The organism is Streptomyces sp. NPDC003023 (genome assembly GCF_042888225.1).
In the GTDB taxonomy this organism is placed as follows: Bacteria; Actinomycetota; Actinomycetes; order Streptomycetales; family Streptomycetaceae; genus Streptomyces.
This window is the reverse complement of sequence record NZ_JBIAPL010000017.1, coordinates 43,600-56,964: the sequence shown is the minus strand read 5'-3', so window position 1 is coordinate 56,964 and position 13,365 is coordinate 43,600. Positions and strand designations below refer to the sequence as shown.

General features: G+C 72.2%; 8 protein-coding genes. 4 read left to right on the top strand and 4 right to left on the bottom strand.

Annotation, left to right across the window (positions count from 1 at the left end):
• Positions 1-350 precede the first annotated feature (350 nt).
• Positions 351-920: a MarR family winged helix-turn-helix transcriptional regulator gene (locus tag ACFYV1_RS33230; protein WP_389399373.1), complete on the bottom strand. Its 570-nt coding sequence runs from the start codon at positions 918-920 to the stop codon at positions 351-353.
• A gap of 135 nt (positions 921-1,055) precedes the next feature.
• Between ACFYV1_RS33230 and ACFYV1_RS33225 the strand changes: the two genes are divergently transcribed.
• Positions 1,056-2,354, top strand: a complete 1,299-nt coding sequence (locus ACFYV1_RS33225) for an MFS transporter (protein WP_389399372.1) — start codon at positions 1,056-1,058, stop codon at positions 2,352-2,354.
• Positions 2,355-2,363: 9 nt separating this feature from the next.
• On the opposite strand, the gene ACFYV1_RS33220 is transcribed toward ACFYV1_RS33225, so the two are convergent.
• On the bottom strand, positions 2,364-4,043 hold the full coding sequence (locus ACFYV1_RS33220) for a SpoIIE family protein phosphatase (protein WP_389399371.1): 1,680 nt from the start codon (positions 4,041-4,043) through the stop codon (positions 2,364-2,366).
• A 127-nt stretch (positions 4,044-4,170) separates the two neighbouring features.
• On the bottom strand, positions 4,171-5,646 hold the full coding sequence (locus tag ACFYV1_RS33215) for an NAD(P)/FAD-dependent oxidoreductase (protein ID WP_389399370.1): 1,476 nt from the start codon (positions 5,644-5,646) through the stop codon (positions 4,171-4,173).
• Positions 5,647-5,971: 325 nt separating this feature from the next.
• Between ACFYV1_RS33215 and ACFYV1_RS33210 the strand changes: the two genes are divergently transcribed.
• Together ACFYV1_RS33210 and ACFYV1_RS33205 are read left to right on the top strand one after the other, a co-directional pair.
• Positions 5,972-6,748 carry a TetR/AcrR family transcriptional regulator gene (locus ACFYV1_RS33210; protein WP_389399369.1) on the top strand — a complete coding sequence of 259 codons (777 nt, stop codon included), beginning with the start codon at positions 5,972-5,974 and terminating at the stop codon, positions 6,746-6,748.
• 196 nt (positions 6,749-6,944) lie between these two features.
• A complete protein-coding gene (locus tag ACFYV1_RS33205; protein ID WP_389399368.1) occupies positions 6,945-8,870 on the top strand; it encodes a sigma-70 family RNA polymerase sigma factor in 1,926 nt (641 codons plus the stop codon).
• A 90-nt stretch (positions 8,871-8,960) separates the two neighbouring features.
• Here the strand turns inward: ACFYV1_RS33205 and ACFYV1_RS33200 are convergent, their stop codons facing one another.
• On the bottom strand, positions 8,961-11,111 hold the full coding sequence (locus tag ACFYV1_RS33200) for an asparagine synthase-related protein (protein ID WP_389399367.1): 2,151 nt from the start codon (positions 11,109-11,111) through the stop codon (positions 8,961-8,963).
• A gap of 680 nt (positions 11,112-11,791) precedes the next feature.
• Between ACFYV1_RS33200 and ACFYV1_RS33195 the strand changes: the two genes are divergently transcribed.
• On the top strand, positions 11,792-13,291 hold the full coding sequence (locus ACFYV1_RS33195) for an MFS transporter (RefSeq protein WP_389399366.1): 1,500 nt from the start codon (positions 11,792-11,794) through the stop codon (positions 13,289-13,291).
• The last annotated feature ends 74 nt before the right edge of the window (positions 13,292-13,365 follow it).

Genomic DNA, 13,365 nt, shown 5'->3' with positions numbered 1-13,365 from the left:
CTCGGTGTGCTTTCCGGCCTTTCGGCCTTCCGGCGGTTCCGACTCTATCAGACTCTTTCGGGCCTGATTCCCAGTCAGCGGGTGTTGTCCTCGCGGCTGTTGGGCCGTTCCGACGCTCAAACTGTAGCGGATTTCCCGGGCGGCTCATAATCGAGCTTTCGAAATAAATTTCGGCATGCCGAAATTCGTCCCGGCTGGGAGATCGTGCTGAGTTTGGTTGCCGCGTTCGCGGCGGGATGGCTGTCGAAGAACCGTTCCGGCTCCGTGACAACTCGAAGAACCTTACGGATCGCCGAGGGTCGTGTCAAGTGTCCGCCAGGGGCCCGGACAGGTCGTCCAGCAGGCGCTTCCTAGTCCAGATCGGTGAGGCGGCCGCCGGCGTCCGGCTGGTCGTGTTCCACCCGGCGCAGCACCCGGATCAGCAGCTCACCGAGGAGAGCCCGCTCATCGCCAGAGAGGTCCTGGAGGAGGTCCTCCTCGAAGTTCGTTGCCATGCGCATCGCCTCGAGCCACTTGGTGCGGCCCTCGTCCGTCAGCTCCACGATCACGCGTACGCGATTGCTCTCGTCACGGTCGCGGGTGACCAGCCCTTCGCCGGCCATGCGGTCGATGCGGTGCGTCATGGCGGCCGGGGTCAGGCCGAGACGCTTCGCGAGTTCGCCGGGGCCCAGGCGATAGGGGGCGCCCGAGAGCACCAGCGTCTTCAGGACCTCCCACTCGGCGTTGCTGATGCCGAGCTCGGCTACCTGGCGCCCGTAGGCGACGTTCATCCGGCGGTTGAGCCGGCCGAGGGCCGAGACCACCTTCTCGACCTGGGGATCGAGATCGCCGAACTCTCGCTGATAGGCGGCGATCTGCTCGTCGAGGCTCGGCTCCTGCGGGCCGGGCGTCGCGGAGGCCTCGGGGGTCTCGGTAGGCATGCGCCGAAGTATGGCACGGCATGCGTTCGCCTTGAAGTCCTTCGATGTGTACTCTTAACTGTCGAACTTTAGTGTTGAAGTCTTCAGAGCTCAGTACTACGGGCTTCTACGGACTCGGATCAGAAGTAGGTGAGTGTGACCAAGGCGAAGGGTGCAGCGATGCGCCGGATCCACGCGGGGAACGTGCTGAGCGCGTTCGGGCTCGGTTTCACCGTTCCGTACCTCTACGTCTATGTGGCGCAGGTGCGGGATCTGGGCGCGAGTACGGCAGGCGTCGTGCTCGCGATCTTCGCGATGGCCGCGCTCGTCGCTCTCCCCTTCACCGGACGCGTCATCGACCGCCGCGGGCCGCTGCCCGTTCTCGTGACCGGCGCGGTGCTCGCGTCCATCGGTGCGATCAGCATGGGCCTGTCGGGCAGCGTCCCGACGGCCGTCCTGTCGGCCGCCCTCCTCGGCGCCGGAACGGCCGTGATGCAGCCGGCTCTCGCCACCATGATCGTCTGGTGCTCCGAGACCGCGACCCGTACCCGCGCCTTCGCCACTCAGTTCTTCCTGCAGAACCTCGGGCTCGGTGTCGGTGGCCTGATCGGCGGACACATCGTCGACGAGAGCCGGCCGGCGAGCTTCGTCCTGCTGTTCGGCATCGAGGCCGCGATGTTCCTGATACTCGCCGGCATCGCACTCACCGTGCGGCTCCCCCACTCCCCGGCGCTCCACGGCACCCGTCCCGCCGACGCGGAGGCGGGCGCCAAGGGCGGACTCCGTGTTCTGCTCGGGCACCGGGCGATGGTGCAGCTGCTCATCCTCGGGTTCGTCATCTTCTTCGCCTGCTACGGCCAGTTCGAGTCCGGCCTCGCGGCCTACGGCACCGAGGCGGCGGGCATCGAGCCGGCGACCCTCGGCACCGCGCTCGCGGCCAACACCGCGGTCATCGTGCTCGCCCAGTTCCTCGTCCTGAGGTTCGTGGAGCGACGCAGCCGCAGCCGGGTCATCGCCTCCGTCGGACTCATCTGGGCGGTGGCGTGGCTGGCCGCGGGGTACGCGGGGCTCGGGCACGGCAGCCAGGCCATGGCGACGGCCGCGTTCATCTCCACGTACGCGCTCTTCGGGCTCGGCGAGGCGATGCTGTCGCCGACCGTGGCGCCCCTGGTCGCCGACCTGGCGCCGGAGGCCATGGTGGGGCAGTACAACTCCGCCTTCGCCCTGGTCAAGCAGCTCGCGCTGGCGGTCGGGCCGGCGGTGGGCGGGCCGATGGGCGCCGCGCTGCACGGCCCGTACATCGTGACCTTCGTGCTGTTCTCGCTGTCGATCACGGTGCTCGCGCTGCGGCTGGGCAAGCGGCTCGCCCCCGTGCAGGACCGTCCGTACCTCGCGGCGAAGACTCGAGTGGTGGCCGTCCACAAGCCCGAGGAAGCCGTCGCCCCGGCCCACTGAGGCCGGAGCTCAACGAGGCAACGCGAACTCGCACCACACCGCTTTGCCCCCGCCGGGTGTCCGGCGGCTGCCCCAGGACGAGGCGATCGTCGCGATGATGGAGATCCCGCGGCCCGCCTCGTCCTCCGTCTCCGCACGACGGCGGCGCGGCAGATGGTCGTCGCCGTCCGTCACCTCCACGATCAGGCGCCGGTCGGTCCTGCGGAGCCGCAGACGCATGGGTGGGGTGCCGTGCTGGAGGGAGTTGGCGACCAGTTCGCTGACGGCCAGGACACCGAGGTCGTGCAGCTCGGGGGAGAACCGCCAGGAGGCGAGCACCCCGGTCGCGAAGGCCCGTGCCCGCGGGGCCGCCTCGATGCCGCCGAGCAGGTCGAGCGCCGCGTTGTGGAACAGCTCGGCGTCCGCGCCCTGGCGTGTGGGGTGCTGCAGTACGAGCACCGCGACGTCGTCGTCGTGCTCCGCGGTCACGCCCAGGGAACGGATCAGCCGGTCGCACACCACCTGCGGGCCGCCGGTCGCCCCGGCCAGCGCGCGCTCCAGCGCCGCCATCCCCTCGTCGATGTCCTCCCCGCGGCGCTCCACCAGGCCGTCCGTGTAGAGGACGGCGGTGGAACCGGGCGGCAGGGCGATGGTGCCCGAGGTGTGCAGCCAGCCCCCGGTGCCGAGCGGCGGGCCGGTCGGTTCCGCCGCCGTGCGGACCGTGCCGTCCTCGTCCCGCACCAGGATCGGCAGATGGCCGGCCGAGGCGTAGACGAGCCTGCCCTCGTTCGGGTCGTGGACCGCGTACACGCAGGTGGCGATCTGGCTGGCGTCGATCTCCGCGGCGAGGCCGTCGAGCAGCTGCAGGACCTCGTGCGGCGGAAGGTCCAAGCGGGCGTAGGCGCGGACCGCCGTGCGCAGTTGGCCCATCACGGCGGCGGCACGGACCCCGCGGCCCATCACGTCGCCGATGACCAGCGCCGTACGGCCCGCGCCGAGCGTGATCACGTCGTACCAGTCGCCGCCGACCGCGGCGTCCGTGCCGCCCGGCTGGTACGTGGCGGCGAAACGCAGATCGTCCGGCTGCTCCAGCTCCTGGGGCAGCAGCGAACGCTGAAGCGTCACGGCCGTCTCGCGATGGCGGCGTTCGCTGGCGCGCAACCGCTCGGCCGCGTCCGCGTGGTCGGTGACGTCGGCCGCGAAGACGAGGACGCCCGCCGTCTCCTTGCTGCCGTCGGTCCGCTCCGCGGGCAGGCAGGTCACCGTGTACGAACCCTCGCCGCGCTGCGGGGAGGCGCCGACGCCCTTGATCCTGCGGGACTTGACCGTGCGCGGCCTGCCGCTGCGCAGCACCTGGTCCATCAGCGGGAGCAGGCCGAGTTCGGACAGCTCGGGGCAGACGTCAGCGGCGGCCGCCCCCGCCGTACGCGGGCCGAAGGCGGCGACGTACGCGTCGTTGACGTAGGCGATGCGGTGGTCCGGACCGTACACAAGAGCGACCAGGGCGGGCAGACGGCCGAGAATCTCCGGTACGGAGAAGTCCTCGAGGGCCGGGACGTCGGGCGATGGCTCCAGCTGTCCGTACTCGCCGCGTGCCGCGGGCACCGAGCCCTCGGACCCCTGCGCCGGGGAGAGCCGCTGGTCGGCTCCCCGCGCTGCGGCGCGACGCTGCGTACCGGGGAGCCTGGCGCTCCAACGCGTGAAGTTCACTGACTTTCTAGCCTCAATGGGTTGTCGCGAAGGGTCACTCTGTGCAGGTGTGAGCCCACCTATGGTCACACGTCCAGTGTGGCCGACCGGACTGACAGTCGTCTTTCCGCAAGTTGCCGAACAGGCGTCATGTCCCCGTGGGACCGCCGGGTGACCCGTCGGCCGACTGTCCCTTCGGCCCTTCGTTCGGGCTTGCGGACGGCTGGTCCTTCGAGCGGTTCACCGGTCGTCCCCCTCCCGCCGCGAGTTCGAACTCGGCCCGTGGGTGTTCCAGCGAGCCGAGGGAGACGATCTCACGCTTGAAGAGACCGGAGAGGGTCCATTCGGCCAACACCCGCGCCTTGCGGTTGAAGGTGGGCACCCGGCTGAGGTGGTAGACGCGGTGCATCAACCACGCCGGATAGCCCTTCAGCTTGCGGCCGTAGACGTGCGCGACGCCTTTGTGCAGCCCGAGGGAGGCGACCGAGCCCGCGTACTTGTGTGCGTACTCCTGCATCGGCGCGCCGCGGAGCGAGGCCACGATGTTCTCCGCGAGCACCTTGGTCTGACGCACGGCGTGCTGGGCGTTTGGGGCGCACTCCGCACCCGGCTTGTCCGAGGTCAGGTCGGGCACCGCCGCCGCGTCGCCCGCCGCCCAGGCGTGTTCGACACCCTCGACGGCGAGCCGGGCGTCGCACCTGAGCCGCCCGCGCTCGTTGAGCGGCAGGTCGGTCGCGGCGAGGACCGGGGCGGGTTTGACACCCGCGGTCCACACCAGCGTCCGGGTGGGGAAACGGGCTCCGTCACTCAGGACGGCGACACGGTCCTCACAGGAGTCGAGCCGCGTCTCAAGGCGTACGTCGATGTTGCGGGCACGCAGCTCACGTACGGCGTACCTGCCCATCTGCTCGCCGACCTCGGGAAGGATGCGGCCCTGGGCCTCGACGAGGATCCACTTCAGGTCCTCCGGCTTGAGGTTGTGGTAGTAGCGCGAGGTGTAGCGGGCCATGTCCTCGAGTTCGGCGAGGGCTTCGACACCCGCGTAGCCGCCGCCGACGAAGACGAAGGTGAGAGCGGCGTCGCGGATGGCCGGGTCGCGGGTGGACGACGCGATGTCCATCTGCTCGATGACGTGGTTGCGCAGGCCGATGGCCTCCTCGACCGTCTTGAAACCGATGCCGAAGTCGGCGAGGCCGGGGACCGGCAGGGTGCGGGAGACGGAGCCGGGCGCGATGACGAGTTCGTCGTAGGTGATCTCGACCGAGCCGGTTCCCTCCTCCTCGGTGGCCAGCGTGGTGACGGTCGCGGTGCGCTTGGCGTGGTCCACGGCCTTGGCCTCGCCGATGACGATCGTGCATCTGCTCAGCACGCGGCGGAGGGGGACCACGACGTGGCGTGGGGAGATGGAGCCGGCCGCGGCTTCCGGGAGGAATGGCTGATACGTCATATAGGGATCGGGGGCGACCACGACGATCTCCGCTTCACCGCGTGCGAGCTCCGGCTTCAGCTTCCGCTGGAGGCGCAGCGCGGTGTACATCCCGACGTAGCCGCCGCCGACGACGAGAATGCGCGTGCGCGGCGGGGTGCCGGGGGTCGTGCCCCGGGTGTTTGCAGCCTTCACCATCCCATGAGGCAACGGCCTCGGGAGTTTGTCCACAGGCCCGGCAAATTGTGTGACCGGGCGACGGCTGTCGCACGGCCGGCGAGCGGCTCGGGGCAAAAAGGAAGCAACGCAGGTCAGACGTGGCGGGAGGGCCGGGGTTCCGGGGCGTAATGGGGAACCTTCCGGCTCTTGCTCCGATCGGGGGGCGCTCCGTGCGGAAGTACCCCCTTCTGAATTGACCTGGGCTCAACTATGTTCGTACTCGGTCGGGGTGTCGGGTCACGACATGCCCGGCGGACCAGCGGGGAGGTCTCCGGGGGGAGACAACATGACCGGGGGAACGCTCATGCATATTCAGGATTCGCATTGGCAGACTGCTGTGACGCCTTCGGGGGCGGACAGCCATGGGAACGGACACGCGGGACCGGGCGGGGCCGGTCGCCCTGCGCCGCTGCGGGTGGACGCGCAGCGCAATCTCGAACACGTACTGCGCGCGGCACGCGAAGTGTTCGGCGAGCTGGGATACGGCGCGCCGATGGAGGACGTGGCGCGCCGGGCCAGGGTCGGAGTCGGGACGGTCTACCGCCGTTTCCCGAGCAAGGACGTGCTGGTGCGCCGGATAGCCGAGGAGGAGACCTCCCGGCTGACCGAGCAGGCGCGCACGGCTCTCGGGCAGGAGGACGAGCCGTGGTCGGCGCTCGCACGCTTCCTGCGCACCTCGGTGGCGTCCGGCGCCGGACGGCTGCTGCCGCCGCAGGTGCTGCGGGTGGGCGTCGACGACGAGGACTCGACGGTCGTCGCGGTCGACGGCGAGGCACTGGACGACACCCGGGTGCCGCAGCAGCGGCTGGTGTCACAGCCCGGCCTGCGGGTGGTGCCGCCGCGGGCGGTTCCGCTCGAGGAGCAGGACGACTCGGGTGCGGCGGAGCTGCTGGACGTGGTGGGCCGGCTCGTGGAGCGGGCCAGGGCCGCGGGTGAGCTGCGAGACGATGTGACCGTCGCCGACGTGCTGCTCGTGATAGCCACGCCCGCCCCTTCGCTGCCGGACGCGGCGCATCAGGAGGCAGCCTCTGCCCGACTGCTGGACATCCTGCTGGAGGGCCTGCGGCCGCGATCCGCCTGACCTCTCACGCCCGGACGTCAACGGGCCTTGTTCGTACGGCCGCTGCGGTCCTTCCCCGAAGAGTGGTCCGGCGCACCCGAACCCGGAGATGTTTCCCCGGACGAATGGTTGCCGTACCAAGGGGTTCGGCGTACGGCCGCTCTGTGGCACGCTTGCTCGGTGGCCGGGTCTGCAGGTGCTTACGGGGGCTTCCGCGATGAGCGGTGACAGGCGGGACGAGTCGCTCGGAGACGCGGGCGGTCCGGAGGCGGGCGAGCTGCCCGCCTCCCAGGTGCCGAGCCAGGGTGGCCGTGGCAGACCGTCCGCGTCCGGGGCGTCGGCGGAGCCCGCGTGGCCGTACGACCAGTACGAGGTGCCGCAGCAGCGGGAAGCCGGCGGTCACGATTCGGTGCTGCCTCCTCCTCGTGAGGTACCGGTCTCCGACGCCGAGTTGATCCGGCGCATGCGTGACAGCGACGACAGCGCCTACGAGGAGCTGTTCCGCCGCCACTCCGACGCCGTCCGGCGGTATGCCCGCACCTGCTGCCGCAACGCGGACACCGCCGACGACCTGACGGCGGAGGTGTTCACGAGAACGCTGCAGGCCGTCCGCGGAGGCTCGGGACCGGAGCAGGCGGTACGGGCCTATCTGCTCACCACGGTGCGGCGCGTCGCCGCCGCGTGGACGAAAAGCGCAAAGCGTGAGCAACTGGTCGAGGATTTCGCGGCGTTCGCCGCAGAGGCGGCCGTCACGACCGATGCGTCGGGCGTGGACACCCTCGAGATGGGTGCCGACGCGCGGGCGATGCACGAGGCGGAACAGTCGCTCGCCATGCAGGCGTTCCGGTCCCTGCCGGAACGCTGGCAGGCGGTCCTGTGGCACACGACGGTCGAGGAGGAGTCGCCGAGCGAGGTCGCACCGCTCTTCGGCCTGACCGCCAACGCCACCGCGGTGCTCGCGAGCCGGGCCCGCGAGGGGCTCAAGCAGGCCTACCTCCAAGCCCATGTGAGCACCGCGCTCACCACGGGCGGCGACTGCGCACGGTACGCGGACCGGCTGGGCGCCTACTCCCGCGGCGGTCTGCGGATGCGGGCGGAGCGCGGTCTGCGCAAGCACCTGGACGAGTGCGTCAAGTGCCGGCTCGCCGCCGGTGAGCTGGCTCATGTCAATGCCGGGATCCCGGCACTGCTTCCGGTCGCGGTCATCGGCTGGTTCGCCGCGGGGTACTCCCTCAAGGCAGCGGGGATCGTGGCCGGCGGGGCGGTGGGAGCCGCCGGCGCCGGCGCCGCGGCGGCCGCCACCGGGGGCGCGTCGGGAGGCGTCGCCGCCGAGGGGCTGGGTGCACCGGCGAAGGCGGGCATCGCGGCGACGGTCGTCGTGGCCGCGACCGCCGGGTTGGTCTGGGCGCTCTCCGGTGACCCTCAGCCGACTCCGGCGCCCGCGGCCAAGCCGCCCGTCGCCCAGCCCGTCGTGCCGGCAGAGCCCGCGGAGCCGCCTCCGCCGTCGGCCGCGCCCGCCCGTCCCGCGCCGCCGGAACCTCCCGTGGTGCAGGCGGCGAAGCCGGCACCGACGCCTTCCCCGAGCTCCGCACCGCCGAAGCCGACCCCGACCCCGACCCCGAAGCCCACACCCACTCCGACGCCCACGCCCACACCCACTCCGACGCCGACTCCGAAACCCACGCCGCCCCCGCCCCCGCCGGCGGAGGTCTACCAGGTGAACCGGCTGGAGTACGGGACCTTCGGGGATCACACCGGCCCGGAGATCCGCCTGGGCGAGAGCGGCTGGCTCTGGCAGCGCCCCGGCATGTCGATCGGCGGGGAGCGTTACGCGCACGGGGTGACCGCGCACGCCAAGTCGTCCATCACGATCGACCTCAACCGTCGGTGCACCGGCTACGACGCCTTCGTCGGCATCGACGATCTGACACGCGGCCTCCGACTGGGCGCGGTGCGCTTCTCGGTGTACGGGGACGGGACACGGTTGTGGCGCTCGCCCGTGATCCGCAGTGGTGAGCCGGCCGTGCCGGTCCACGTACCGCTGTCGGGCAGCCGCACGATCCGCCTCGTCGCGGAGCCGGAGAAGCCGCAGGACCACGTGGCGCTGGCGGACTGGGCCGAGTCCCGCATCACCTGCGAGTAGGGCGGAGTCCGCATCACCTGAGGACGGCCGGGGCCCGCCACCTCGCGGCGCCCGTCGTCCTCGGCTCCACCGCCCGCTACGACTGCAGCGTCACGACTGCAGCGTCGGCCTTCGCGGCACCCCGCCCGCCACCGCCCGCTGCCGTGGCGCCGCCGTACCCGTCCAGCAGGTGCCCCGGCGCGAGAGCAGTCTCCGCAGCCAGAGCTCCGTCGAGATCAGGTCCGCGAGGCCGTCCAGCGGGACGGGCTCGCCCTCTGCCGCAGCGCGCAGCGCCTTGCGCACCACCCGTGCCTCCACCAGCCCCGCGTCCGCGAGCAGCGGCGCGTCGAAGAGGGCCAGCAGGTCGGGCAGGGCGACCCGCAGTCCCGCACGGGCCGCCGCGGCGGTCGACGCGTGGGTCGGGGAGCCCCAGCCGGGCGGCAGGTCATGGATGCCCGCGCCCCCGAGGACCGTGCGCAGCACGGCGGCCCGCGCCCCCGGCTGGACCCTCAGCGATTCGGGCAGGTCGCGGCAGGCCCGTACGACCTGGTTGTCGAGGAAGGGCGCGTGCAGGCGCTGGCTGCGGATCTCCGCGGCCTGCTCCAGGATCCGGTGGTCGGACGCGTGACGGGTGAGTGCCGCTCGCGCCCGGGCCTCGCCGGGCCGTTGCACGGATGTCGGCCGAGTCGCCGCCTCGGTCAGGCGAACCGATACTTCAGCGAGTGCCTCACCGGTCAGCCAGCGTGCCGCCGGCCCGGGCCGGGACCAGGCCAGCGCGGCCAGTGACGCACCCACGGCCCCGTTGCGAAGGGCCGGACCCGACCGGTTGGCGACGAGCAGGTCGTCGGCAGCCGTCTCGAGGCCGGTGCGGTAGGTCGTACGGGCCAGCCTGCGCGCCGCCCGGTACACGGTGAGCGGCACGAACAGGGACTGCGGCGAGGGCCGTTCTGAGCGGGCCAGGGCGGTCACCGGCCTCAGCAGGTGGCGTCTGCGCCGGTCCAGCAGCAGATCCGCGAGACGCGCCGGATGCGCGTCCAGGACCTGCCGGGCACCCGTGCCGGTGAAGTGGTCGGCGCTGCCCGCGGCCAGCCGGCCCCGATGGCGTTCCGCGGTGACGAGCGACGGTGCGGGTTCGTCCGTCAGGGGACCGGACTCGAGGTTCGTGTAGGGCAGTCCTTCCTCACCGGCGGCGACCACCACATGGTGGAGCCGGGGGTTGGCCGCGATGGCACGGGCCCGTTCCAGCTCCGGTTCGCGCAGTTCGTGGCCGCTGGTGGCCAGGTCGTTGTAGGTGACGGCGAGGAGCCGCTCGCCTGCGCCCGTGCCGTGCCCGAGGACGGTGCCCGGCACGCCGGGCAGACCGGCCGCGAGCAGTGCGAGGGTGCTGGAGGCGCTGCCCCCTGAGAGGTCGGCCCCGATCCCGGGCGCGGGCGCGCCCCGCGCGGCGCGGCGTTCGGCCGGCCCCATGCCGGGGACGGGTCCGGGGTCGGGCGGCAGAGTCTCCGGCGCGTGCCGCGGCGCGGTCAGCCTGGCCCGTACCGCCTCGACCAGTGCGTCCCGCACGCCGTCGATGGCACGGGTGGCCTCCACCTGGGGGGCGGCGACGGCCAGTGAGGCGACCGGCTCGTACCCGGTGATCTCCCGCGAGCCCTCGCGGAGGACCAGCGCGTGGCCGGGCGGGATGCGTCTGACGCCGGCGTAGGGCGTCGAGTCGCGCAGCGCCTCCGGTGCCTCCGGGCAGGCGAGCAGTGCGGCCAGGTGACCGATGTCGAGCTGGGCCTCGATGAGGTCGGCCAGGGGAAGGGCGGCGGTCGCGTAGGCCGTGCCGTCCGCCCACGGCGTGTAGAAGACGGGCCGGGCGCCCGCGAGATCGCCGACGACGGTGATCCGGCGGCCGACCTGGACGACGACGGTGTAGCTGCCCGCCCATGCCGTCAGGTGCCTCAGTGCGCCGCCGCGCGCCGCGAACAGTCCGACGCGCAGTTGTTCGTCACTGGCGGCGCAGCAGCCGAGTACGGCGAGCCGGGTCACGGCCGGGGTCTGGGCGCCCGCGGGGACGGAGTACGGCCGCTGGTGCGGCTCGGCGGTGATGACGCGCACCTCGTCGGGGCGCCAGTCGCCGACCGCCCACAGGGGATCGGGGTCGCTCCACAGGAGTTGGGCGCCGACAGGGTGCACGGTGCGGCCCTCTTCGGACGCTCCGACGGCTCCGACCGTGCCGAAGTTCGCGGCGATACTGCTCCACCCCACCAGCCACCGCATCGCCGCCTCCACACATTGCCGAAGCCGTTCGGGAACATGCTGCCACGAAGGAGGCGCGTGCGAGGGGGTCCTGGTAGCGCGCGCAAAAAGTGAACGCGCCCCTGGCATTGGCGATTTGCCGACGGTCCGCGAGCCGGCACCGGGGCCGCCAGGGGTCCGTGGAAGGCGCAGAAGAGGGAGTGCGGAGCGGCGGTATTCAGCCATTCTCGAAGCCTGGCAGGCGTGCCCGTTTGGCCCAACACACGGACCGGGAGGTGCAGTTCACCTCCCGGGCCCTGTCCGCCGCCCGCGGGGATTGAGGCGGCGGTGTCCCCCAGCCCGCTGGTTCCAGTGCGCAGCGGGCCGACCCACGCAGCACTCATGGAAGCGCTCCCGCGTCCGACCGTGCAGAGCGCACGGACGGGCGCACGGCCACACGGCGGGAGCACGAGGGCCGGCGTCCGACGACCCGTACGGACAACAATCCCGCCATAGGGAAGTTGCCCCCTTAACGGTCGGGATGCGGCGAACTACGCTGTGTTTACTGATGTTCTCCGCAGGCGCGCATATTCCGCAGGGCTCGGCCACATGCTTTTGCAGCCGGGACGGGTCGGGATCGGGGGCTGTGAACCGGGAGGACCCAGCACGAATGCCGTGCGCGGGCCGCGCACGGCAGCCGTCTGCGTGTCGAGGGGTGGCGCATGTCCAGGGAGCAACGCGGGCCGAACGAAAAGCTCGGCACGGTTCTCGCCCTCGCGGGAATCAGCAACGCGGGCCTCGCGCGGCGGGTCAACGACCTCGGCGCACAGCGGGGTCTGACCCTTCGCTACGACAAGACGTCGGTGGCCCGGTGGGTTTCGAAGGGCATGGTGCCGCAGGGCGCCGCACCCCATCTCATCGCGGCAGCCATCGGCGCCAAACTGGGCCGTCCGGTTCCGCTCCACGAGATCGGTCTCGCGGACGCCGACCCGGCCCCGGAGGTCGGTCTGGCCTTCCCCCGCGACATCGGCGAGGCGGTGAAATCGGCCACCGAGCTGTACCGGCTGGACCTCGCGGGCCGACGGGCCGGCAGCGGCGGGATATGGCAGTCCCTGGCCGGGTCGTTCGCGGTGAGCGCCTATGCGACGCCCGCGTCGCGCTGGCTGATAACCCCGGCCGACCCGTCGGTCGAGCGGTTGCTCGACACCACGGGCGGCTCCCCGGCGGCGCCCGACACCGCCCCCTCCGGCTCCCCCTCCGACCCTCCTGACACCGCCGACATTGCGGACACGGGCGACACACCCGCACGCGTGGGTCACAGCGACGTCGCCAAGCTGCGTGAGGCGGCGGAGGACGCCCGCCGCTGGGACTCCAAGTACGGGGGCGGCGACTGGCGTTCGTCCATGGTCCCCGAGTGCCTGCGGGTGGACGCCGCCCCGCTGCTGCTCGGCTCGTACTCGGACGAGGTCGGCCGCGCCCTGTTCGGCGCGACCGCCGAACTGACCCGGCTGGCCGGGTGGATGGCCTTCGACACCGGGCAGCAGGAGGCCGCGCAGCGGTACTACATCCAGGCCCTTCGTCTGGCGCGTGCCGCCGCGGACGTCCCGCTCGGCGGGTACGTCCTCGCCTCGATGTCCCTGCAGGCGACGTACCGGGGCTTCGCAGACGAGGGCGTCGACCTCGCCCAGGCGGCACTGGAACGCAACCGGGGGCTCGCCACCGCCCGCACCATGAGCTTCTTCCGCCTGGTGGAGGCCCGCGCCCACGCCAAGGCGAACGACGCGCAGGCCGCGGGGGCCGCGCTCAAGGCGGCGGAGGGCTGGCTGGAGCGCTCACGGGCAGGCGACGGCGACCCTTCCTGGCTGGGGTTCTACTCGTACGACAGATTCGCGGCCGACGCGGCCGAGTGCTACCGCGACCTGAAGGCGCCGCGGCAGGTCCGGCGCTTCACCGAGCAGGCACTGTCCCGGCCCACGGAGGAGTACGTGCGCTCGCACGGTCTGCGCCTCGTGGTCTCCGCGGTCGCCGAGCTGGAGTCGGGCAACCTGGACGCGGCGTGCGCGGCGGGCACCCGGGCGGTGGAGGTCGCCGGCCGCATCTCCTCCGCGCGGACCACGGAGTACGTGCGGGACCTCCTGCACCGTCTCGAACCGTACGGCGACGAGCCGAGGGTGATGGAGCTGCGTGAGCGGGCCCGCCCGCTGCTGATGACGCCGGCCTGACGCCCGCGGCCCGTACGGAGCCCACGCCCCGGACTCCCGCGCCCCGGCCCCCCGGGACCGGGCGTCGGACACGA